Source organism: Sphaerisporangium melleum (assembly GCF_014646695.1).
Taxonomy (GTDB): Bacteria; Actinomycetota; Actinomycetes; order Streptosporangiales; family Streptosporangiaceae; genus Sphaerisporangium; species Sphaerisporangium melleum.
On sequence record NZ_BMNT01000039.1, the window covers coordinates 1 to 22555 of the forward strand.

A 22555-nucleotide genomic window follows, 5' to 3' on the forward strand; every position below is an offset into this window, starting at 1 on the left:
TTGAGCATGGCGTCGAGGACGGCGTCGCTGATCTGGTCGGCGATCTTGTCCGGGTGACCCTCGGTGACCGACTCGGAAGTGAACAGGCGGCGGGACAACTCAGTGGCTCCTCATGCAGCGGCTGCTGACGTCGTTGGCTCGGGCGTGAGACGACCGAAGCGCTCCGCCGAGTGTAGTGCTACCTGGAGCGGCGCCGCGCTACCGTCCCGATAGTCGGTCACGCCGCCGCGGCCTACAGGTCCGGAAGCGGATCTTTCGGCAGATCCCCCGGAGCGAACGCCTCGGCGTCCGCCGCCCCGACGACCGCGACGTACTCATCGTCGACCTCGAAAACCGTACCACCCAACTCGATCGTGGGCCCGGCACCGAACCGCACCGGTCCGAGCCGTGTGTGCCGGGGATAGGTCGCCCACACCGCGGCGGGCTCGTACCGGCTGAACACCTTGGTGGCCAGCACGGTTATGGAACGGCCGGTCACGACGATCATGTAGTTGGCCACGCCACCAGAGCGCACCAGAGTGACCGGGAAGACGTAATGGATGTCCTCGCCCGGTGGTAGCAAAGCGCGGCAGCGTCCCCTGATAGCGGCGGTCACCGGCATGGTCAACGCCCTCTCGATCCGGCATCCCACCTGGAGTATCCGCCGGGAAACGCCGGCCATCAAGCGCCTTCGTCCTGGTATGCACGCATGGTCAGGCACCTGTGGCGGGAAAGCCGCATCAGCGGCACACCACGCCTTTGTCCCGACTCTCCCTTCTTCAGCGGCTCAAGGGGGGAATGGGGCACCTGATCGCGCGGAGCAGGACTCAAGGGAGGCCAGTGCCCGACGGCGCGTCGGGCGTCGAGGACCAAGGGGCCCTTCGCCCGTGCGAAGGGCATCAAGGGCAGGCCGGGAACTCGGCCGCCACGCGAAGGCGCGGGCCGGGCGCGGGCTCGGCCGCCACGCGAAGACTCAGGCCGGGCGCGGGCTCGGCCGCGCGTGAAGGCTCACCAGAGACGAGGGCTCGGCCGGGCGTGAAAAGGGCCGGGTGAGGCGGGGAACCCGGCCGGGTGGCCGGCTCAGGCCAGGCGGGGGGCGATGAGGTCCCACACGGTGTCGGCGAGCGCCTCTTTGGGGCCACGGGGAACCTCGACCTGGTCGCCGCCGGCCACCAGGACGACGGCGGCGTTGTCCGGGGTGCCGAAGGCCAGCCCCTCCCCCACCTGGTTGACGACCAGCAGGTCGCAGCCCTTGCGGGCGAGCTTGGCCCGGCCGTTGGCCAGCACGTCGTGGGTCTCGGCGGCGAAGCCGGCGATCACTGCCGGCGCGGGCCCGGTGCCGTCCCCGCGCCGCTCGCACAGCTCGGCCAGGACGTCCGGATTCTTGGTGAGGTGGATGGGCTCCGGATCGTCCGCCGACTTCTTGATCTTGATGTCGCTGGGCGCGGCGGGCCGGAAGTCGGCGACGGCGGCCGCCATGACGACGGCATCGGCGCTCTCGGCCGCCGCGAACACGGCCTCCCGCAACTCCAGCGCGGAGGCCACGCGCACCACGGTGGCGCCCGCGGGGTCGGGAAGGGCGACGTTCGCCGCGACCAGGGTCACCTCGGCGCCGCGGGCCACCGCCGTACGGGCCAGGGCGTACCCCTGCAGGCCGGAGGAGCGGTTGCCGATGAAGCGGACCGGATCGACGGCCTCGCGCGTGCCGCCGGCGGAGACCACCACCCGGCGTCCGGTGAGGTCGCGCCCGCGGCCGGACAGGACACGCCGGCAGACCTCGAAGATCTCGGCCGGGTCGGGGAGCCGGCCGGGGCCGGTGTCGGCGCCGGTCAGCCGGCCGACGGCCGGGTCGATGACGAGCGAGCCGCGCTCGCGCAGAGTGGCGACATTGGCGCGGGTGGCCGGGTGCTCCCACATCTCGGTGTGCATGGCCGGGGCGAAGACCACCGGGCACCGTGCGGTGAGCAGGGTGTTGGTGAGCAGGTCGCCCGCCAGCCCGTGGGCGGCCCTGGCCAGGATGTCGGCGGTCGCGGGCGCGACCACGACGAGGTCGGCGCCCTGCCCGATGCGGACGTGCGGCACCTCGTGGACCGACTCCCACACCTCGCTGGTGACGGGGTTGCCGGACAGGGCGGCCCAGGTGGGCTCGCCGACGAAGCGCAGCGCGTCACGCGTCGGAACGACCCGGACGTCGTGCCCCGACTCGGTGAACAGCCGGAGCAGCTCGCACGCCTTGTACGCGGCGATGCCCGCGCCGACGCCGAGCACGACGCTCGGCCTGACGCGGCCCTGGCTCGCCATCACGGTCGTCCGGATCGAAAATCGAAAAGGGGTGTCGCCGTCGCCTTGGAGGTCAGCCCTCGATGGGCTCGGAGCTCAGCAGCCCCTCGGAGATCTCGCGCAGCGCGATGGACAACGGCTTCTCCTGGGCGTGCGTCTCCACCAGGGGCCCGACGTACTCCAGCAGGCCCTCGCCGAGCTGGGAGTAGTAGGCGTTGATCTGGCGGGCGCGCTTCGCGCCCATGATGACCAGGCTGTACTTGCTGTCGACGACCTCAAGCAGCTGGTCGATCGGCGGGTTGGTGATGCCTTCGGCAACCGGGGCAGTGCCTGCCACGTCGTCGGCCTCCTCGGAATGTCGAGTCTTCGGTCTTGGCCTCGAAGGATACCAAGTGCAAACGGCGGGGCCGACTCGATCAGGCCGGGCCGATCTTCACTTGAGCAAGGCTACCAGGCGGTCGCACACATCCCCGACGGCCGTGTTGACCAGGGAGAGATCGAACTCCTTCTCGGCCGCCAGCTCGACGCGCCCTGCGGCCAGACGGCGCGCGATGACGTCCTCGGGCTCGGTGCCGCGCCCGCGCAGGCGGCTCTCCAGCTCCTCCCAGCTCGGGGGAGCCAGGAAGACCAGCAGGGCCTCGGGCATGGACTCGCGCACCTGCCGCGCCCCCTGGAGGTCGATCTCCAGCAGCGTCGGCACGCCCTCGGCGAGCTTGCGCTCGACCGGCGCGCGGGGCGTCCCGTACCGGTTGCCGGCGAACTCCGCCCATTCGAGCAGCTCGCCTGCGGCGACCAGCCGGTCGAACTCCTCGCCGGTGGCGAAGTAGTACTCGACGCCGTGGGTCTCGCCGGGACGGGGGGTCCGGGTGGTCACCGAGACCGACAGCCACACCTCGGGGTGGGACCGCCGAAGCTCGGCGACGACCGTGGACTTGCCGACGCCCGACGGGCCGGACAGGACCGTGAGGCGTTTCCCCGTCGGTCCGGAGGAGACGTTCGTCGCCTCCGGACTCCCGGATGGAGGCATGGAATCACCGTCACGTGTCCCGAACCCCCCGAAAACGGGAGCCTCGCGAGCTCCGCCCTCTTCGGGCCAGGACGTACCGGTCACACCACACCCCCCGTGATTCTTGTTCCGCGAGCCGAGATCAGCTCTCGGCGCCGCCGAACTCGCGCTCCAGAGCGGCGCGCTGGTTCGCGCCGAGGCCCCGTACACGACGGGACTCGGCGATACCGAGCCGCTCCATGAGCTGCTTGGCGCGGACCTTGCCCACGCCGGGGAGCGACTCCAAAAGTGCCGACACCTTCATCTTGCCGATGACGTCGTCGGTCTGACCATCCTTCAGCACCTCAGCCAGAGAAACCGCGCCGTGCTTCAGCCGGTTCTTGACCTCGGCACGCTCCTTGCGGGCCTTGGCAGCCTTCTCCAGGGCTGCGGCGCGCTGCTCGGGGGTCAGGGGAGGAAGAGCCACGCCGGGTCACCTCGAATTTCTGTCGATGTACTCGGACGGGAGGGGAAACTAGCTGGTCTTGGGCCTACAAGCAACGTCAAGCCCAGTTTCTCCCCACAAGAAATTCATTTCATCACCCAGCGTGTTCATCCGGTCGCGATGCGTCGACAAAACCCGCCTGTACTGGCGCCTCACGGGCTAGTCCGGTCGGTCGGCAGAGCCCTCATCGGGCTAGTCCGTCCGGACCCGAAAAGATCATCCCCCCGATCTCGCCGAGCGTCCCTCCCCCGCCGCCCCAACCCCCTTCCGAGCCCCTTTCCGCGGCCCCCGCGGCCTTCCCGCCCCCCGAACTCGTGGCCCCAAGGGCGCACGAGCCGCCGAGCGGAGCAAGGCCGCGCCACGAGCACGCCGAGCGAAGCGAGGCCAATAGACGCAGCACAAAACTCAGTTCAGGACGCGGCGGAGGGCCGCGGCGATGCCCGCGGCCGCGGCGCCGGGGTCGGCGGAGCCGGTGATCGGGCGTCCGATGACGAGCAGGTCGGCTCCGTCGGCGATCGCCTGCTCGGGGGTCGCGACCCTGGCCTGATCCTGGGTGCTCGCGCCGGCGGGCCGCACGCCCGGGGTGATGAGTTTGATGTCCGGCCCGACCTCGGCGCGTACGGCGGCCACCTCGCGCGGGGAGCAGACCAGGGCCTGGGCGCCCGCGCCGACGGCCTCGACGGCCAGACGGCGCACGGCGTCACCGGCGGGTCCCCTGACACCAAGGCGTTCGAGATCGGCCTCTGAGAGCGACGTCAGGGCCGTCACGGCGGCGATGGTGGTGCTCGGCAGGGCGTCGACCGCGGCGCGGATCATCGGGCCGCCTCCGGACGCGTGGACGGTCAGGATGTGCGGCTTGAGCCGCGCGACGGCCTTGGCCGCTCCGGCGACGGTGTTCGGGATGTCGTGGAGTTTGAGGTCGAGGAAGATCTGGACGCCGGAGGCGCCTCGTACGGAGGCGATCACGTCGGGTCCGTATCGCAGGTAGAGTTCGAGGCCGACCTTCACGGTGCTCACGTGCGGCGTCACCAGGGCAGCCCAGCGGGCCGCCGTCTCCAGATCGGGTGCGTCCAGGGCGACGGCGATGGGTGCGGACGTCAAAGTGAGCTCTCCTCCAGGTCGATGCGGTGCCGGGGCCCCGCCCCGGGTGGCCGGTGCGCGAGGCCGACGGCGTCGGCGAGCCGCTCGAAGCCGCGCTCTTTGAGCAGGTCTTCGAGCTCCCGCAGAATCCGCAGGCAAGCGTAGGGGTCGTGGAACAGTGCGGTGCCCACCGAGACGGCGCAGGCGCCGGCCAGGATGAGCTCCAGGGCGTCCCTGCCGGTCATGACGCCGCCCATGCCGACGATGGGCACTCCGGGCAGCGCGGCGTGCACCTGCCACAGGCAGCGCACGGCGAGCGGGCGGATGGCGGGGCCGGACAGCCCGCCGGTGCCGGCGGCGAGCGACGGGCGCATGGTCTCGACGTCGATGCTCATGCCGAGCGGGCTGTTGATCAGGGCGAGGGCGTCGGCGCCGCCGTCGACGCAGGCGCGGGCGACGGCGACGATGTCGGCGACGTCGGGGGCGAGTTTGGCCACCACGGGGACGTCGTAGCGCATGGTGGCGCGCACCGAGGCGAGCACTTCGGCCGAGGCGGCGGGGTCGCGGGCGAAGACCCGGCCGAGGTCCTCGACGTTGGGGCACGACAGGTTGACCTCGACGGCGGTCACGCCGGGCGCGTCGGCGAGCCTGCGCGCCAGCGCGGTGTACTCCGCGACGCTGCCGCCGGCGATGGACACCACGGCCCGCGCGCCGCGGTCGGCCAGCAGGGGCAGCTCGCGGTCGAGGAAGACCTCGATGCCCGGCCCCTGCAGCCCCACGGCGTTGAGCATGCCCGAGGGCGTCTCGGCCATGCGCGGGGTGGGCCGTCCGGCGCGGGGGGCCATGGTGATCGAGTGGGTGACCAGCGCGCCGAGCCGGGACAGGTCGAAGAACTGGGAGAGCTCGGCGCCGGAGGCGGCGCACCCGGCGGCCGTGGTGATCGGGTTGGGCAGCTCGACGTGCGCCAGGTATGTGCGCATATCAACTGACATTTCGGGTGTGAGCACCTCCCTCCTGTGCTCGTCCCCCAGGCGCCCCCAGGGCGTCGAACGGGATCGTCCCGACGTCCTCGAACCGCACCCGCTCGCCCCGGAAGACCGGCCCCTCCACGCACGAGCGCACCATGCGGGTCACGCCGTCCTCGCCGATCACCGGGATCACGCACGTCATGCAGACGCCGTACCCACAGGCCATCGCCTCCTCCACGCTGACCTGCACCGGGATGTCGAACTCCACGGCGACCGCCGTCACCCCGCGCAGCATGGCCATCGGCCCGGCGGCGTAGACCACGTCGGCGCGCGCGTCGGCGATCACCGACGGCAGCGCGTCGGTGACCCGCCCACGCAGGCCCAGAGAGCCGTCCTCGGTGGTGAGGGTGGTGGTCTCCCCCATGCGACGGGCGCGCAAGGCGCCGAAGACCCGGTCGGCCGAGGCCGCGCCGAGCACGAAGTCGACGCGGCAGCCGCGCTGCTGCAGGCTGTCGGCCAGCGCGAACAGCGACGCCGAGCCGTACTCCCCGCCGACCAGCACGCAGGCGCACGGGTCGCGCGGCAGCGGGAACGGCCGGCCGAGCGGCCCGACCAGGTCCAGGGTGTCCCTGGCCTTGCGCTCGGCCAGCCATGAGGTGCCCGGCCCGCGCACGGCGAAGACGAACTCCACCGTGCCGCCGTAGTCGGGCTTGACGTCGTGCACCGAGAAGGCCCGGCGGGCCGGCATGGAGGTGTGCGGCCCGCCCACGGCCACCGTGACGAAGTGGCCGGGGCGGAAGCGCTCGGCGATGCCGGGCGCGACCACGGTCAGGGCGTGGTAGGCATCGACGCGGCGCGTCGTCAGCACCGTGCCGGTCACCTGCACCGGAGAAACGGCCGTCTCCCCCACCTCCCGCCGGGCGCTAGCCCCTCAGCCGCTGGGCGTGCTCCTGCAGTGACCGTACGCCCACCGAGCCGGCGGCGACCGCCTGGATGCCCTGTACGGCCGCGCCGAGCCCCTGCACGGTGGTGACGCACGGGATGCCCCGCAGGACGGCGGCGGTGCGGATCTCGTAGCCGTCCAGGCGCGGCCCGGACTGCCCGGGGCTGCCGAAGGGGGTATTGACGATGAGGTCCACCTCCCCGTCCAGGATGCGGGTCACGATCGTGGGCTCACCGTCCGTGCCGACACCGTCGCTCTGCTTTCGCACGATCTTGGCATGGACGCCGTTGCGGCGCAGCACCTCGGCGGTGCCCTCCGTGGCCAGGATTTCGAAACCCAGGTCGGCCAGGGCCTTCACCGGGAAGATCATCGCGCGCTTGTCGCGGTTGGCCACCGAGACGAACGCGCGGCCCTTGGTGGGCAGCGAGCCGTAGGAGGCCGACTGCGACTTGGCGTAGGCGGTGCCGAAGACCTCGTCGATGCCCATCACCTCGCCCGTGGAGCGCATCTCGGGCCCGAGGACGATGTCCACGCCGCGGAAGCGGTTGAAGGGCAGCACGGCCTCCTTGACCGCGATGGGGGCGTCCAGCGGCAGGGTGCCGCCGTCACCCGTGGCCGGCAGCATGCCCTCGGCGCGCAGCGCGGCGATGGTCTCGCCCATCATGACCCGCGCGGCGGCCTTGGCCAGCGGCACGGCCGTCGCCTTGGACACGAACGGCACGGTGCGGCTGGCCCGCGGGTTGGCCTCCAGGACGTACAGGATGTTGGCCGACATGGCGTACTGGACGTTCAGCAGCCCGCGCACGCCCACTCCGCGGGCGATGGCCTCGGTGGCGGCGCGGATGCGCTTGATGTCGAACCCGCCCAGCGTGATCGGCGGCAGCGCGCACGCCGAGTCGCCGGAGTGGATGCCGGCCTCCTCGATGTGCTCCATGACGCCGCCGAGATAGAGCTCCTCGCCGTCGAACAGCGCGTCGACGTCGATCTCGATGGCCTCGTCGAGGAACTTGTCCACCAGCACCGGATGGTCGCTGGCGGCGCCGGCCCGCTCCATGTACGCGTCCAGGGTGCCCTCGTCGTAGACGATGGCCATGCCCGCGCCGCCCAGGACGTACGACGGGCGCACCAGCACCGGGTAGCCGATCTCGTCGGCGATGACCCGCGCCTCCGCCACGGTGACCGCGGTGCCGTGGCGGGGGGCGGGCAGGCCCGCCTCGGCCAGCACGCGGCCGAACGCGCCGCGCTCCTCGGCCAGGTGGATGGACTCGGGGCTGGTGCCGACCACCGGCACTCCGGCGTCCTTGAGCGCCTGGGCCAGCCCGAGCGGGGTCTGCCCGCCGAGCTGGACGATCACCCCGGCGACCGGGCCGGCCTGCTGCTCGGCGTGCACGACCTCAAGGACGTCCTCCAGGGTGAGCGGCTCGAAGTACAGCCGGTCGGAGGTGTCGTAGTCGGTGGAGACGGTCTCGGGGTTGCAGTTGACCATCACGGTCTCGTACCCCGCGGCCGCCAGCTCGAAGGACGCGTGCACGCAGGCGTAGTCGAACTCGATGCCCTGCCCGATGCGGTTGGGGCCGCTGCCGAGGATGATGACCTTGGGCCGGTCGCCGCCGGGGACCTCGGTCTCCTCGTCGTAGGTGGAGTACAGGTAGGGCGTCTTGGCGGCGAACTCGGCGGCGCAGGTGTCCACGGTGTTGTAGACCGGCCGCACGCCGAGCCGGTGGCGCAGCTCGCGCACCCCAGGCTCGGGCAGGCCGCGGATCTCGGCGATCTGCGCGTCGCTGAAGCCGTTGCGCTTGGCGCGCAGCAGCGCCTCGGCGCCCAGCTCGCCTTCGGCGAGGGCGCGGGCCTCCTCGTCGATGAACAGGAGCTGGTCCAGGAACCACGGGTCGACGCTGGTCGCCTCGTACAGCTCCTCCAGCGTGGCGCCGGCCCTGATGGCCTGCTGCATCGTGCGCAGGCGCCCGTCGTGCGGCTTGCGGCAGGCCGCCAGCAGCTCGTCCTTGCCGCCCGGGTCACCGGTCCAGGAGAACGACGAGCCCTTCTTCTCCAGCGACCGCAGGGCCTTCTGCAGGGCCTCGGGGAAGGACCGGCCGATCGCCATGGCCTCGCCGACCGACTTCATGTGCGTGGTGAGGGTCTGGTCGGCGCCGGGGAACTTGTCGAAGGCGAAGCGCGGCACCTTGACCACGACGTAGTCGAGCGAGGGCTCGAAGGAGGCGGGCGTCTCGCGGGTGATGTCGTTGGGGATCTGGTCCAAGGTGTAGCCGACGGCCAGCTTGGCGGCGATCTTGGCGATCGGGAAGCCGGTGGCCTTGGACGCCAGGGCGCTGGAGCGTGACACGCGCGGGTTCATCTCGATGACGATCATGCGCCCGGTGCGCGGGTCCACGGCGAACTGGATGTTGCAGCCGCCGGTGTCCACGCCGACCTCGCGGATGACCGCGATGGCGACGTCACGCATGTTCTGGTACTCGCGGTCGGTCAGCGTCATGGCCGGGGCCACGGTGACGCTGTCGCCGGTGTGCACGCCCATCGGGTCGATGTTCTCGATGGAGCACACGATGACGACGTTGTCGGCCCGGTCGCGCATGACCTCCAGCTCGTACTCCTTCCAGCCGAGGATCGACTCCTCCAGGAGGACCTCGGTGGTCGGCGAGGCGTCCAGGCCCGCGCCGGCGATGCGGCGCAGGTCGGCCTCGTCGTAGGCGAAGCCGGAGCCGGCGCCGCCCATGGTGAAGCTGGGGCGCACGACGACGGGGTAGCCGAGGTCGGCGGCGGCGGCCAGGCACTCGTCGATGGTGTGGCAGATCGCCGAACGGGCCGACTCGGCGTTCAGGCCGTGCTCCTCGGCGACCTTGGCGACGATCCGCTTGAACAGCTCGCGGTTCTCGCCGGCCTGGATGGCGTCGATGTCGGCGCCGATCAGCTCGACGCCGTAGCGCTCGAGCACCCCGGCCTCGTGCAGCGCGACGGCGGTGTTGAGCGCGGTCTGCCCGCCCAGGGTCGGCAGCAGGGCGTCCGGACGCTCCTTGGCGATGATCTGCTCGACGATGCCGGGGGTGATCGGCTCGACGTAGGTGGCGTCGGCGAACTCGGGGTCGGTCATGATCGTCGCCGGGTTGCTGTTGACCAGGATCACCCGGTAGCCCTCGGCCCGCAGCACCCGGCACGCCTGGGTGCCGGAGTAGTCGAACTCGCAGGCCTGCCCGATCACGATGGGGCCGGAGCCGATCACCATGATCGAGGAGATGTCGGTGCGCTTAGACACGCGTGCCACCCTTCTTGGTGTCCGGGCGCGCCATCAGGGCGCAGAACTCGTCGAACAGGCCGGCGGCGTCGTGCGGACCGGCAGCGGCCTCGGGGTGGTACTGGACGCTGAACGCCGGTCGGTCGAGCAGGCGCAGCCCCTCCACGCAGCCGTCGTTGAGGTTGACATGACTGACCTCGGCCCGGCCATACGGCGTGTCGAACGGGCCGTCGACCGGGGCGTCGACCGCGAAGCCGTGGTTGTGCGCCGAGATGTCCACCTTGCCGGTGCGGCGGTCCTGCACCGGCTGGTTCACGCCCCGGTGCCCGTAGCGCAGCTTGTAGGTGCCGAGGCCCAGGGCGCGGCCGAGGATCTGGTTGCCGAAGCAGATGCCGAAGACCGGCCGGCCCGCCTCGAGGACGCCGGTCAGCGCCTCGACGGCGTAGTCGGCGGTCGCCGGGTCGCCGGGCCCGTTGGACAGGAACACCCCATCGGGGTCCAGGGCGAGGATGTCGGCGGCCGTCGCGCCCGCGGGCAGCACGTGCACCTCGCACCCGCGCTCGGCCAGCAGCCGCGGGGTCATCGCCTTGATGCCGAGGTCCACCGCGGCCACGGTGAAGCGCTTGTCCCCGCGGGCCGGGACGACGTACGGCTCGGCGGTGGAGACCTGCTTGGCCAGGTCGGCGCCGATCATCGACGGGCTCGCCAGCACCCGCTCGACCAGCTCCTCGACCGGGGCGGTGGGGGCGGTGAACACGCCGGCGCGCATGGCGCCGCGCTCGCGCAGGTGGCGGGTGAGCGCGCGCGTTCCCGGCATGGCGATGCCGACGACGCCCTGGCGGCGCAGCTCCTCGTCCAGCGAGCGGCGGGAGCGCCAGTTGGACGGGACCCGGGCCAGCTGGCGGACGACGTACCCGGCGACCCAGACGCGCGAGGACTCCGGGTCCTCGTCGTTGACCCCGGTGTTGCCGATGTGCGGCGCGGTCATCGCGACGATCTGCCGGTGGTAGGAGGGGTCGGTGAGTGTCTCCTGGTAACCGGTCATGCCGGTGTTGAACACCATCTCACCGAAGGTCTCGCCTTCGGCGCCGTAGGCGGCGCCGTGGAAGACCCGGCCGTCCTCCAGCACGAGGACGGCCGATCCGGTGGTCGCGAGCGTCACGTGAGCTTCCCTTCGAGAACGGTGGGCCGGCCGCGCAGGAACGTGGCGACGACCCGCCCCGGCAGGGTCATGCCCTGGTAGGGGGTGTTGCGGCTCTTGGAGGCGAACCCGCCCGGCTCGACCGTCCGGCGCACGGAGGGGTCGAACAGGGTGAGGTTCGCGGGGGTGCCGGCGGCGAGCGGGCCGCCGTGCCCGTCGAGGCGCCCGATGCGGGCGGGACGGGCGGACATCCGGTCGGCCACGCCCGCCCAGTCGAGCAGCCCGGTCTCGACCATGGCCTCCTGGACCACCGACAGGGCGGTCTCCAGGCCGATCATGCCCATGGCCGCGGCGGGCCACTCGGTCTCCTTGTCCTCGACCGGGTGGGGGGCGTGGTCGGTGGCGACGCAGTCGATGGTGCCGTCGGCGAGCGCCTCGCGCAGCGCCTGGACGTCCGCCGCGGTGCGCAGCGGCGGGTTGACCTTGTAGATCGGGTTGTAGGAGCCGGTCGGCGAGCTCTCGGCGCAGGAGTCGGTGAGCAGCAGGTGGTGCGGGGTCACCTCGGCGGTGACGTCCCAGCCCTTGGACTTGGCCCAGCGGATGATCTCGACCGATCCGGCGGTGGAGACGTGGCAGATGTGCAGCCGGGAGCCGACGTGCGCCGCCAGCAGGCAGTCGCGCGCGATGATGGCCTCCTCGGCGACGGCCGGCCAGCCGGTCAGCCCGAGGCGGCCGGACACGGCGCCCTCGTTCATCTGCGCGCCCTCGGTCAGGCGGGGCTCCTGGGCGTGCTGGGCCACCACCCCGTCGAACGCCTTGACGTACTCAAGGGCGCGGCGCATCAGGACGGCGTCGGAGACGCACACCCCGTCGTCGGAGAAGACCCGCACCCGGGCGGCGCTGTCGGCCATCGCGCCGAGCTCGGCGAGCTGCCGGCCGGCCAGGCCCGCGGTGACCGCGCCGACCGGCCGCACGTCGCAGTGCCCGGCCTCCTGGCCGAGGCGGTAGACCTGCTCCACGACGCCGGCGGTGTCGGCGACCGGGGAGGTGTTGGCCATCGCGTGGACGGCGGTGTACCCGCCGAGGGCCGCGGCGGCGGTGCCGGACTCGACGGTCTCGGCGTCCTCGCGGCCCGGCTCGCGCAGGTGGGTGTGCAGGTCGACCAGGCCGGGCAGGGCGATCAGCCCGCCGGCGTCGACGTGCCCGGCGCCGGGGGCGTCCACCGTGCCGGGGGCGCCGATCTCGGCGACGTAGCCGTCCTTGAGCAGGATGTCACGGGGGTCGCCCCCGAGCACCCGGGCGCCCCTGAGAAGGTAGGTCACTGGTTTCCCCCGATCGCGGGCTCGGAGCCGGACAGCAGTAGGTACAGAACGGCCATGCGCACGGTCACGCCGTTGGTGACCTGCTCGACGATGGTGGACCGCCCGGAGTCGGCGACCTCGGCGGCGATCTCCATGCCGCGGTTCATCGGCCCCGGGTGCATGACGATCGCGCCGTCGGGCATCCGGCCGAGCCGCTCGGGGTCGAGCCCGTAGCGGCGGCTGTACTCGCGGGCCGAGGGGAAGTAGGAGGCGTTCATCCGCTCGTGCTGGACGCGCAGCATCATCACCACGTCCGACTTGGGCAGCACGGCGTCGAAGTCGTAGGAGACCTCGCACGGCCACTCGCCCATGGCCACCGGCAGCAGCGTCGGCGGCGCGACCAGCGTCACCTCGGCGCCCAGGGTGGTCAGCAGGTGCACGTTGGAGCGGGCGACCCTGCTGTGCAGCACGTCGCCGACGATCGACACCCGGCGGCCCTCCAGGTCGCCCAGGCGCCTGCGCATGGTGAAGGCGTCCAGCAGGGCCTGGGTGGGGTGCTCGTGGGTGCCGTCGCCGGCGTTGACGACGCTGCCGTCCACCCAGTTGGCCAGCCGGTGCGGCGCGCCGGAGGCGCCGTGGCGCACCACGACCGCGTCGGCGCCCATGGCCTGCAAGGTGAGCGCGGTGTCCTTCAGGCTCTCGCCCTTGGAGACGCTGGACCCCTTCGCCGAGAAGTTGATCACATCGGCGGACAGGCGCTTGGCCGCGGCCTCGAAGGAGATGCGGGTGCGGGTGGAGTCCTCGAAGAAGAGGTTCACGACCGTGCGGCCGCGCAGGGTCGGCAGCTTCTTGATCGAGCGCCCGGAGACCTGCGAGAGCTGCTCGGCGGTGTCCAGGATGAGCAGCGCGTCGTCGCGCGACAGGTCGGCGGTGGACAGCAGATGACGCATCATCGCTGACCTCCTCTCAGCAGGACCGCGTCGCGCTGGTCGATCTCGGCCAGGCAGACCCGGACGGTCTCCGAACGCGAGGTGGGGAGGTTCTTGCCGACGTGGTCGGCGCGGATGGGCAGCTCACGGTGGCCGCGGTCGACCAGGACCGCGAGGCGGACCGCCGTGGGCCGGCCGAGGTCGTTGAGGGCGTCCAGCGCGGCGCGCACGGTGCGGCCGGAGTAGAGCACGTCGTCGACCAAGACCACGATGCGGCCGTCCACGCCGTCCTCGGGCAGGTCGGTGCGGCCGAGGGCGCGGGCCGGCCGCAGGCGCAGGTCGTCGCGGTACATGGTCACGTCCAGCGAGCCGCAGGCCACCGGACGGCCCTCGACCTGCTCGATGCGGTCGGCCAGGCGCCGCGCGAGCAGCGCGCCGCGCGTGGGGATGCCCAGCAGCAGCAGATCGTCGGGACCCTTGGCGCGTTCGAGGATCTCGTGCGCGATGCGGGTGAGAGCCCGGTTGATGTCGGGAGCCTCGAGGACGGCACGCTCGCCGTCCACGGGACGCCCGCCTGCGGGAACGGCCTCCCCTGTGCGGGGCTCGCCGTCGCGCGCCTGATTTCGGGCGGCATTCATGAAGGTCACCACCTTTCCCGCCTCACAGGACGGGTCTTAAAGGAACCGGCGCCCCCACGTTAGCAGCCCTGTGCCGGACGCTCGGAACCGGTGGAGCCGCGCAACCTGGGCAGATGCCGCCAAGCCGGTCATCGGGGTACCAGCGGTGCCCCTCCCGCCGCCCGCCGATCCGTGCCGAAGGGTGACCGAATCCATGCCGGGGCACGGCCGGAGGTCCCCGCGCGGCGCGCGAGCGCGCGCGGATCGGGCCCGAACCGGACAGGATTCGGCATCTTTTTTCCAATCAGCTTGACCAATGACGCCCACACCTTTACCGTCACTGTCCGTAACCACACCTCGCGACGTTCTCGGGTAAACCACGACGTGTCGGTCACCGATGGTGCCTCCCCGGGTACCACCCGATCGCCGTGGCATTCGTCGCAAGGCGCACAATAAGTGAGAACGTTCATAGAAAGCCGGGGGGCCGAACATGCCGTCTGACTACGCCAAGTCGCTGGGCGCGCGACTCCGCGCCATCCGCACCCAGCAGGGGCTATCACTGCACGGAGTCGAAGAGAAGTCGCGCGGCAGGTGGAAGGCCGTCGTCGTGGGCTCCTACGAGCGAGGCGACCGCGCCGTGACGGTGCAGAAGCTCGCCGAGCTGGCCGACTTCTACGGCGTGCCGGTGTCCGAGCTGCTCCCCGGCGGCAGCGCGCCGAGCCCGCTCGGCCCGACACCGAAGCTCGTGATCGATCTCGAGCGGCTCGCCCAGCTCCCCAAGGAGAAGGCCGGCGCCCTCGCGCGGTACGCCGCGACCATCCAGAGCCAGCGCGGCGACTACAACGGCAAGGTCCTGTCCATCCGCCAGGAGGACCTGCGCTCTCTGGCGGTCATCTACGACAAGTCCCCCACCGAGCTCACCGAGGAGCTCATCAACTGGGGCGTGCTGGACGCCGAGGCGCGGCGCGCCGTCGAGTCCTTCTGACCCACCGCGCCTCGTCGCACCCGGCGGCCGCACCCCCATCGCGAGCCCCGTCGCCGGACGCGCGCGCCGGGACTCCCCCGGCCGGGCGGCGCGATCCGGACGGACACCAGCCGCGAAGAGCCCGCAGGGAGCCTCCCCGCTCCCTGCGGGCTCTTCGCCTTTCCCGGGCCGCGCCCGGATGCCACGAAGAACCCTCCGGCGTACTCGGCGGCTCGCCGCGCCCGTGTGTGGGATGCCGCACATCGCGGCACCTTTAATTGTCATCTGGCATTCCACATTGCTAGCGTCAATGACGTGCGGCTGACCAAGTTCACCGACCTCGCCCTGCGCGTCACCATGCGCCTGGCCGTGGCCGGACCGGGGACCACCCTCACCACCAGGCAGGTGGCCGAGGCGATGGCCATCCCCTACACCCACACCGCCAAGGCCATCTCGCGCCTGCAGCACCTGGGCGTGGTCGACGCGCGGCGCGGCCGGGGCGGCGGCCTGGAGCTCACCGCGTTCGGCCGGTCCGCCTCACTCGGCTGGCTGGTCCGCGAACTGGAGGGCGAGGAGGAGGTCGTGACCTGTGAAGGCGAGACGCCCTGCCCGCTGCGGGCCGCCTGCCGGCTGCGCGGCGCGCTGCGCGACGCGCAGCGGGCCTTCTACGCCGCGCTGGACCCGCTCACGGTGGCCGACCTGGTCACCACGCCGACCGGCCCGGTGCTGCTCTCCCTGACCTGAGCCGCCCGGCCATTTCGTCCCTGCTCACCGACCACATACCGCCATCCGCCCTTAAATACGAAGATCAAATACCAATTACTTGGAGGTCATGGTGCTTTCCCCGGAGGCGACCGCGACGGTCCGCGCCACCCTGCCCGTCATCGGCGCGGCCATCGACGACATCGCGGCACGGTTCTACGACACGATGTTCGCCGACAACCCGGAGCTGCTGCGGAACCTGTTCAACCGCGGCAACCAGGCCAACGGCGAACAACGCGCCGCCTTGGCCGGATCGATCGCCGCGTACGCATCCTCCCTGGTGAACGGCGCCGGCGTCCCGCACGCGATGCTGGCGCGCATCGCCAACAAGCACGCCTCACTCGGGGTCACATCCGACCAGTACACGGTCGTGCAGAGATACCTCTTCGGCGCCATCGCGCACGTCCTCGGCGACGCCGCCACCCCCGACGTCGTGCGGGCCTGGGACGAGGTGTACTGGCTGATGGCGGGCACGCTCATCGCGATGGAGGCCGTGATGTACAGCGAGTCGGAGCAGGGATGGCTGCCGGCCACGGTGGTCGACCGCCGCCAGGAGGCCCCGGACACGGTGTCGTTCACCCTGCGCCCGCCGTCGCCGGGCGCCTTCCGTCCCGGGCAGTACATCAGCGTCGCCGTTCCGCTCGCCGACGGGGCCCGGCAGATCCGGCAGTACAGCCTCTCGTCCGCCCCGGGCCGCGACCACTGGCGGATCACCGTGAAGCGGGTGAGCGGAGGCGGCCCCGACGGCGAGGTGTCGAGCATGCTGCACGCGAGCGTGCGGCCCGGAGACGTGCTCTCGGTCTCGGCGCCGTTCGGCGACCTGGTGCTGCCGCCCGGGGACGGGCCGCTGCTGCTGGCCTCGGCCGGCATCGGTGTCACGCCGATCCTGTCGATGCTCGGCCATCTCGCGGCCACCGGCTCCACCCGCCGGGTCGTCGTCGTCCACGCCGACCGCGCGCCCGCCCACCACGCCCACCGGGAAGAACTGCACGACCTGGTCGCCGCGCTTCCCGGCGCGACGCTGCACCGATGGTACGAGGACACCGACGGCTGCTCCTGCGCCTGCGCCGAGCCCGCCCTCGGCGAGCGGGTCGAGGCCGCCGTTCCGGCGGCAGGTGGGAGCACCGGCCGCGCCTCGGCGCAGGTGGTGCCGGTGCGGGTCGGCCGGGCGGACCTGTCGGAGATCGAGTTGCCCGAGGGCCTGACCGCCTGCCTGTGCGGCCCGGTGCCGTTCATGCGCGAGGCGCGCGCGCAGCTCATCGCCCGCGGAGTGCCGGCGTCGGACATCCACTACGAGGTCTTCGGCCCCGACCTGTGGCTCGGCCGCGACTGACCGCGCCTGGCGGCGGGGAGGACCGCCGTGCTCAACCGGCCAGGGGCGCCTTGACCGGGAGGGCCGACTGGCCGGGGATGCCGAGGATGTCCTCGACGATGCCGACGAACTTCTCGGCCTCGGCGATCAGCTCTTCGGCGTCGGCGGCGGACACGACACGGACCATGCCGGCCTCGGCGGCCGCCCTCTTGCGGGCGCTGTCGGCGAAGAAGACCGCCCAGCGGGCCAGCCTGGGCTCGGCCTCGGGCAGCAGCTCCCAGGCGCTGCGCAGGCGGCGCCTGCGGCCGTCCATCGGCCGGGGCAGCGCGGCCAGGATCGCCGCGGCGGCGCGCAGTGCCGCGAGGTGCGCCGAGACGTAGCGCTCGGCAGGGGTGCGGGCCGCCGCGGCGTCCGCCAGGCAGGAACGCGCGTCGGCGAGGTGCGCGCGCACGGTCTGGGAGACCCGGGGACCTTCTCCGGACGTTCGAGTCATGCCACCCTCCTCGGGGTCATGGCTCCGGCGGTGACCGCCGGTGATAACACGGTCGCAGACCCCACCGACAATTCCGGTGGCCGACCGGTCATGGACCACGGGGCCACGCTCCCCTCATGGGGAACCCCCCGGCCGTAGCCCGGGATTCCGGCTCCGGCCCGCTCGATCTCCGGACGGTGCGACCGGCGATCACCCGGCCACCACCTGTCCGATGGCTTTGGTCTTTCCGTGCCCTCACGACCATGTGGTGTTGTCACGCCTCCACCGGCCGGGGGACCGTACGGGCCGGACGAGGAGCTTCCCCTCTCCCCGCCCGGCCGTTCGGTTCACGTGGTGGGAGGACCGCCGCGGACGAGCCTCCCAGCCGGATGGGTGAGGGTGGGCCGCGAGTCCCACCCTCACTGCATCGAACATAGATTCGATGACCCCTCATGTCAAGCATCTGACGAACACACGTTCGATCACTCGGTCATCGCGGCTTCCGCGGGGTGCCGTGGCGCTCGGCGATGATCGCCCGCAGCCGGGCGAGGAGCGCCGACATCTCCTCCATGGCCGAGGTGAGCCGGTGCAGCGCCGCGCCGCAGACGTCCAGGTCGTCACGGGCGAGGGCGTACAGGCAGTCGCCGGCCTCACCCCGCACGGTCGCGGTCAGCCGCGCCCAGGCCCGCTGCTCACGCGGGTCGGGGATCGGGAAGTACCGGTCGACACGGTCGGCGTCGGCGACGAGCGCCCGCAGCGGGGTGACGAGCCCGGCGGCGTTCTCCTGCGTCACGACGAGGTCGGGCGCGATCTTCGTGACGGCGATGTAGTCCCGGACGAACCCATCCATCAGGTCGAGGCCTCCGTAGAACAACCACGCACCGATCTGGACGCCCCGGACCTCCGGGGTCGACGCCGGAACCAGAGTGCGGGTCAGCGTCGCCTCCAGCCCTCGCCGGTCGGCCACGGCGTCACCGGCGAAGGTGCCCGGCGGCCGCAGCACCACCGGCAGGCAGATCGCGAGCGTGGTCAGGACGGCGACCGCCACCCGGCTGGTCCACCCGGCGGGCCCGTACGTCGTCCAGTGCCCGTCATCGCGCAGGCGGTTCCGCCACGGCCCCGCGAGCAGGACGGCGACCCCGGCGACCGGCGTGGCGAGCACCATCAGAAACGACACCGGCACCAGCAGGCCCCGCACCACCCGGTCCGGCCTGAACGAGCAGGAGACGGCGGAGATGTCGAATGGGCCAAGGCATCCGTCGAACGCGCCGAGGAGCCAGACGCCGCCCAGGGTGAGCAGGGAGGCCAGGCCGGCGGCGCCCAGCGCCATGACCATCCGGTACCGCCGCGCGGTGATGGCGACCACCGTCGCGGTCACGGCCGTCGCCGGCAGCAGGACGAAGATCTGCGACGCCAGGTACAGGAGCGCCCGGTTCTCGCCCGCCGCCAGGCCGCCGACGTAGGCATTGGCGACGAGGCTCCCCGTACAGGCGAGCACGGCCCCCGCCGACGCCGCCGCCGCGAGCCTGCTCAGTGAGGGGCGGACGGCGCCCGGGCTCGGGCGCCAGGCGAGCGGGAGGAGGGCGTACAGCCACAGCATCGCACCGAGAAGCAGCCACTCCGGCGGTCCCCACAGCGACAGGAGACCGAGAATGGCCGAGGCGATCGGCAGCGCCCAGCCGCCGTCCGGCGCGGCGGGCGACCGCAGCACCTCCAGCAGGGCGTCCGGCGGTATCAACGCACCGATGGCCATGGGCATGCCGAACGTCTCCCACCAGTTCAGCCAGACGGCGACCGCGATCCAGGTCGTCACCAGGCCGGCGAGGAGTACCGGACGGGCCGGGCGGCCAGGGCGGGTCCTGAGCCACAGCTCCGCGCACTCGGCGGTCCACCAGCAGGTGACGGCGGCCGCCGCCGGCAGCGCGAGCAGCATCGCCGGCTCGGCGGGCAGCCACGCGCTCATGTTGGCCCTGCTGAGCAACAGCTCGGCGACGACCATGCCCGCGCCGAACCACAGACCGGCGCGCAGGGGTGACGGCGGCGGCCGTCCGGTGACCACGGAGTGCGCCGCCGCCTGACCCATCGTCGTGGCGACGATGCCCGCCGCCAGACCGGCCGCGAGGAGGACGACCAGCGCTTGCGCGGGCGCGCCCGACACGCCGAACAGGCCCAGAAGGCGCGGCAGTCTCGCCGTCGTGACCAGGGTGGCGATGCCGGTGACCAGCATCGGCAGCGCCGGCGGGCCGAGCAGCGCGGTGGGCTCTCGCAGGGAGCGGACCCGCTGCTCCCACCGGGGGTGGCTGCGCCACAGGTCGCCGATCAGCCGGCGGCGACCGCCGTCGACGAGCCCTCCGGCACGCCTGGACCACACCGCCGTGGCCGCGCCCCAGCGTACGGCCGCGAGGTCGGCGTACAGCTCACGCTTGCGCAGCAGGTCGGCCCGGGCGACGGTGAGCAGCGCCGTCAGCACGAGCGTCAGGAGCAAGTCCCGCGACGCCATCGGGGCGTCCGCGCCCCAGAACACCGAAACGGTGCCGTGGAGCAGCCCGTCCAGCAGGAACAGCCCGCGCGTCACGACGTACGGCAGCAGAACGCCCGCCAGGAACACCCGCCACAGGGCGGTGGTGGCGTACGCGATGCGCACGTCACCGTTGTGCACGTGCGCCAGTTCGTGCAGGACCACGGCGTCGAACCCGTCCGGGTCGGACCGCAGGCGCGCCACCAGTCCACCGTGCAGGCGGACGATGTACCGGCCGGGGTGGCCGTAGGCGACCGCGCCGGTCGTCGCGGCGGCCGGGTCGACCACGAAGCGGACCTGCCGCACGCCTGTGCGGGCCACCAGAGCGGCGAGCCGCCGCCCGAGCCGCCCGTCCGCGTCCACCGCCTCGACCGGCACGGCGCGGCCGTGCCGGTGCCGCCAGGCGGGCAGGGCGACATAGAGCGCCACCGCGCCGAGGACGATCGCGCCGGCGAACCCGCCCACCACAGCGGACCCCCACCAAGGGAGGGCATCGGTCCGCTGGTAGCACTCCTCGAGCAACGCGCGGTTGATCCCCAGCGGCTTGACGCCGGCCGCGAGGTCGCCCACGGGGTCGAGCCCGGCCGCCAGCATGCATCCCGACCGCGCGGGGCGCTCCACCAGTGGCTGGAGGATCTGCCCGATCATCGCGACCGTGCTGCCCAGCAGGAGCAGGATCAGCGACGCGAACCGCAAGGTGGTGCCGGAGGCACCCAGATCGATGTCCACCGCGGGGACGCGGCCCATTGCCGGCCGGGTCACGCAGGTGAGCTCCCCGGCCCGAGGTCACCGGGCGTTCCCCGCCCGGCGTCCTCGCCCTCTTCCGTCCCGGAGGCTCCCTTCCCCTCTCGCCCGCCGTCCTTTCCGCCCGCGGTGGGAAGAGCGGCTCGCGGCCGCGCGGCGCCGAGCTCCGCAGGGGCGGGCGGCGTGGTCCCGGCAGGCGCAGCTCCCTTCGGCGTGGCGGGAGGAGGGGGTTCGGGTGCGGCGGGCAACTCCAGGGCGAGGCGGGCGATCACGCCGTCGGCGATCTGGACGGCCCGTTCGGCGGGCATCCCCGCCACCGTGGACAGCTCGCGCACCCGTGCGTGTACCGCGGCGAGCTGCTCACGGGTGAGCGGCGGGACCTGGGGCTCGGGTTCGGCCTTCCCCCGCCGCAGAAGGCGGCGCAGCCGGCGGCCGGCCTGCCGGCGCAGGTCGCCCATCGCGGCGGCGACGGCCTCCTTGAACGCCTCGTCGAGGGCGACCCAGACCACGGCGGTCACCAGAGCGGCGACCTCTTCCAGGCCGAAGCCGAGCGGCTCCCGGCGCGACCGCGCACGCCGCAGCCGCCGCACCGCCGTCGCGTGCCCGACCGAGGCCAGCCCGTCGACGAGCGGAAGTTCCTCGGGCGCCAGCACGGCCACGACATCCCGGACGATCGCGCGGACGGTGGGACGGCCGTCCTGGTCTCGCTGTGGATCCACGGAAACACTCACGGTCGCTTCCGCCTTCCTGCGCCTGGAACCACAGGTTACGGCCGCCACCGCGACGTCAGGTGATCTTGAACTGGTTCGATAGGACTTCGTGATCGCGGCGGGGCGGGCGCCCGCCCCGCCGTTCAGCGCCTGAACGCGCCCCGGACGTGGACGGGGACGCCGGTGCCGAGGAGGCCGGGGAGGATCTCGGCGACGTGCATCGGCAGGCGGACACATCCGTGCGAGGCCGGGTAGAGCGGCACCGACAGGGCGCCGTGCAGCGCGATGCCGCCGTTGAAGAAGATCGGGTTGTAGAGCTGCCCCAGATAGGACCGGTGCCAGCCCGAGCGCCGCCAGGTGGTCTTGTAGTCGCCGGTGGGCGTGCGGGCCGAGCCGCAGAACCGCTGGGCCTTGCCCTGCCAGGTGGCCGTCTCGCAGTAGGGGATGCCGCTGCCGGAGGAGACGTGGGTGATGAGCCGCACCTCGCCACCCCGGTAGAGGACGGCCACCTGCCGGGTGAGGTCGATCTCGACGCGGTCGGGCCTGCCGTTCGGGACCAGCACCCGGGGCGCCCTGGGGCTCTCCAGCGCCCGCCAGGTGCGCGCGGTGATCGTGCTGGTCGGGCGGATGCCCTGGACCTTCTGGAACACCCAGACGGCCGACTGAGTGGCACCGCCGTACCTCGCGTCGATCTTGCCGGGGAGGTACCCCAGCTCGCGCAGCCGGCTCTGCAGATCCTTGACCGCCGCGCCCTTGGCGCCCAGCCGCAGAGTGCGACCCGGCGCGCTGAACGGCGGGTAGGCACGGGACGCGGCGCGCGCGGAGCCGGACGAGGCCGCCGGGGACGTCCGGAGCGAGACGGCGGCATGGGAGAACGCGGACGCTGAAGCGGCGGCGCTCGCGCCAGAGGGTGCCACGGCACCTCGTGCCGCCTGTGCCCCGCCGGGGAACAGGCCCGAGGCCAGCATGCTTCCCGCGACCAGAGCCGCCGCGACGCCGAGCCGCCTGCCAGCCGTCATGTCAGGACTCCCCTCCGAGAACACCGCTTCCGGTCAACGGACCCTACCGAATCGATCACGTCCGGTCCCGGAGTGT

Annotated in this window: 21 protein-coding genes; 3 read left to right on the plus strand and 18 right to left on the minus strand. The window is 72.5% G+C overall.

The annotated features are described in order from the left end of the window. The 14 genes from IEY93_RS29125 to pyrR form a co-directional block, all read right to left on the minus strand. On the minus strand, positions 1-98 hold a 98-nt coding region (locus IEY93_RS29125; protein ID WP_189165915.1), incomplete at its 3' end, for an S-adenosylmethionine synthetase N-terminal domain-containing protein. A gap of 134 nt (positions 99-232) precedes the next feature. Next, on the minus strand, positions 233-562 hold the full coding sequence (locus tag IEY93_RS29130) for a hypothetical protein (protein ID WP_229691572.1): 330 nt from the start codon (positions 560-562) through the stop codon (positions 233-235). Between the two features lie 497 nt (positions 563-1059). Then, positions 1060-2280 carry a bifunctional phosphopantothenoylcysteine decarboxylase/phosphopantothenate--cysteine ligase CoaBC gene (gene coaBC, locus IEY93_RS29135; protein ID WP_189166349.1) on the minus strand — a complete coding sequence of 407 codons (1221 nt, stop codon included), beginning with the start codon at positions 2278-2280 and terminating at the stop codon, positions 1060-1062. A 52-nt stretch (positions 2281-2332) separates the two neighbouring features. After that, positions 2333-2596 (minus strand): DNA-directed RNA polymerase subunit omega, encoded by a 264-nt coding sequence (gene rpoZ / locus IEY93_RS29140; protein ID WP_189166350.1) that lies wholly within the window; start codon positions 2594-2596, stop codon positions 2333-2335. Positions 2597-2692: 96 nt separating this feature from the next. Continuing rightward, positions 2693-3286 carry a guanylate kinase gene (gene gmk / locus IEY93_RS29145; protein WP_189166351.1) on the minus strand — a complete coding sequence of 198 codons (594 nt, stop codon included), beginning with the start codon at positions 3284-3286 and terminating at the stop codon, positions 2693-2695. A gap of 121 nt (positions 3287-3407) precedes the next feature. Continuing rightward, positions 3408-3731 (minus strand): integration host factor, actinobacterial type, encoded by a 324-nt coding sequence (gene mihF, locus IEY93_RS29150; protein ID WP_114031276.1) that lies wholly within the window; start codon positions 3729-3731, stop codon positions 3408-3410. Between the two features lie 423 nt (positions 3732-4154). Next, complete coding sequence (gene pyrF, locus IEY93_RS29155) at positions 4155-4850, minus strand: orotidine-5'-phosphate decarboxylase (RefSeq protein WP_189166352.1); 696 nt, start codon at positions 4848-4850, stop codon at positions 4155-4157. After that, positions 4847-5821 carry a dihydroorotate dehydrogenase gene (locus IEY93_RS29160; protein WP_189166353.1) on the minus strand — a complete coding sequence of 325 codons (975 nt, stop codon included), beginning with the start codon at positions 5819-5821 and terminating at the stop codon, positions 4847-4849. The genes pyrF and IEY93_RS29160 overlap by 4 nt, the downstream gene beginning before the upstream one ends. After that, positions 5811-6707 carry a dihydroorotate dehydrogenase electron transfer subunit gene (locus tag IEY93_RS29165; protein ID WP_372444370.1) on the minus strand — a complete coding sequence of 299 codons (897 nt, stop codon included), beginning with the start codon at positions 6705-6707 and terminating at the stop codon, positions 5811-5813. Before IEY93_RS29165 ends, IEY93_RS29160 begins: the two co-directional genes overlap by 11 nt. A 13-nt stretch (positions 6708-6720) precedes the next feature. Continuing rightward, entirely contained in the window at positions 6721-10011 is a 3291-nt protein-coding gene (gene carB, locus IEY93_RS29170; RefSeq protein WP_189166354.1) for a carbamoyl-phosphate synthase large subunit, read from the minus strand. After that, positions 10004-11152 carry a glutamine-hydrolyzing carbamoyl-phosphate synthase small subunit gene (gene carA, locus IEY93_RS29175; protein WP_189166355.1) on the minus strand — a complete coding sequence of 383 codons (1149 nt, stop codon included), beginning with the start codon at positions 11150-11152 and terminating at the stop codon, positions 10004-10006. Before carA ends, carB begins: the two co-directional genes overlap by 8 nt. Continuing rightward, complete coding sequence (locus tag IEY93_RS29180; protein WP_189166356.1) at positions 11149-12453, minus strand: dihydroorotase; 1305 nt, start codon at positions 12451-12453, stop codon at positions 11149-11151. The genes carA and IEY93_RS29180 overlap by 4 nt, the downstream gene beginning before the upstream one ends. After that, positions 12450-13382: an aspartate carbamoyltransferase catalytic subunit gene (locus IEY93_RS29185; protein WP_203967843.1), complete on the minus strand. Its 933-nt coding sequence runs from the start codon at positions 13380-13382 to the stop codon at positions 12450-12452. Before IEY93_RS29185 ends, IEY93_RS29180 begins: the two co-directional genes overlap by 4 nt. Continuing rightward, positions 13382-13999, minus strand: a complete 618-nt coding sequence (pyrR, locus tag IEY93_RS29190) for a bifunctional pyr operon transcriptional regulator/uracil phosphoribosyltransferase PyrR (RefSeq protein WP_275411973.1) — start codon at positions 13997-13999, stop codon at positions 13382-13384. The genes IEY93_RS29185 and pyrR overlap by 1 nt, the downstream gene beginning before the upstream one ends. Positions 14000-14468: 469 nt before the next feature. Here pyrR and bldD point away from each other — a divergent pair, with 469 nt between their 5' ends. The 3 genes from bldD to IEY93_RS29205 all read left to right on the plus strand — a co-directional run bounded on the left by bldD (position 14469) and on the right by IEY93_RS29205 (position 17037). Next, positions 14469-14963, plus strand: coding sequence for a transcriptional regulator BldD (gene bldD, locus IEY93_RS29195; RefSeq protein WP_189166358.1), 495 nt, complete (start codon positions 14469-14471; stop codon positions 14961-14963). 294 nt (positions 14964-15257) lie between these two features. Continuing rightward, entirely contained in the window at positions 15258-15686 is a 429-nt protein-coding gene (locus tag IEY93_RS29200) for an RrF2 family transcriptional regulator (RefSeq protein WP_189166359.1), read from the plus strand. Positions 15687-15777: 91 nt separating this feature from the next. Then, a complete protein-coding gene (locus IEY93_RS29205; protein WP_189166425.1) occupies positions 15778-17037 on the plus strand; it encodes a globin domain-containing protein in 1260 nt (419 codons plus the stop codon). 31 nt (positions 17038-17068) lie between these two features. On the opposite strand, the gene IEY93_RS29210 is transcribed toward IEY93_RS29205, so the two are convergent. From IEY93_RS29210 to IEY93_RS29225, 4 genes are all read right to left on the minus strand, one after another. Continuing rightward, positions 17069-17509 carry an SAV_6107 family HEPN domain-containing protein gene (locus IEY93_RS29210; protein WP_189166360.1) on the minus strand — a complete coding sequence of 147 codons (441 nt, stop codon included), beginning with the start codon at positions 17507-17509 and terminating at the stop codon, positions 17069-17071. Positions 17510-17978: 469 nt separating this feature from the next. Then, a complete protein-coding gene (locus IEY93_RS29215) occupies positions 17979-20768 on the minus strand; it encodes a M48 family metalloprotease (RefSeq protein WP_189166361.1) in 2790 nt (929 codons plus the stop codon). Further along, positions 20765-21469, minus strand: coding sequence for a hypothetical protein (locus IEY93_RS29220; RefSeq protein WP_189166362.1), 705 nt, complete (start codon positions 21467-21469; stop codon positions 20765-20767). Before IEY93_RS29220 ends, IEY93_RS29215 begins: the two co-directional genes overlap by 4 nt. 134 nt (positions 21470-21603) lie before the next feature. Then, positions 21604-22479 (minus strand): L,D-transpeptidase family protein, encoded by an 876-nt coding sequence (locus IEY93_RS29225; protein ID WP_189166363.1) that lies wholly within the window; start codon positions 22477-22479, stop codon positions 21604-21606. Positions 22480-22555 lie beyond the last annotated feature (76 nt).

Bases quoted from the DNA above. Each gene is read 5' to 3' on its own strand.
- coaBC (WP_189166349.1), bottom strand. From the start codon at position 2,280: ATGGCGAGCCAGGGCCGCGTCAGGCCGAGCGTCGTGCTCGGCGTCGGC.
- gmk (WP_189166351.1), bottom strand. From the start codon at position 3,286: ATGCCTCCATCCGGGAGTCCGGAGGCGACGAACGTCTCCTCCGGACCG.
- IEY93_RS29160 (WP_189166353.1), bottom strand. From the start codon at position 5,821: ATGTCAGTTGATATGCGCACATACCTGGCGCACGTCGAGCTGCCCAAC.
- IEY93_RS29185 (WP_203967843.1), bottom strand. From the start codon at position 13,382: ATGCGTCATCTGCTGTCCACCGCCGACCTGTCGCGCGACGACGCGCTG.
- pyrR (WP_275411973.1), bottom strand. From the start codon at position 13,999: ATGAATGCCGCCCGAAATCAGGCGCGCGACGGCGAGCCCCGCACAGGG.
- bldD (WP_189166358.1), top strand. From the start codon at position 14,469: ATGCCGTCTGACTACGCCAAGTCGCTGGGCGCGCGACTCCGCGCCATC.
- IEY93_RS29210 (WP_189166360.1), bottom strand. From the start codon at position 17,509: ATGACTCGAACGTCCGGAGAAGGTCCCCGGGTCTCCCAGACCGTGCGC.
- IEY93_RS29225 (WP_189166363.1), bottom strand. From the start codon at position 22,479: ATGACGGCTGGCAGGCGGCTCGGCGTCGCGGCGGCTCTGGTCGCGGGA.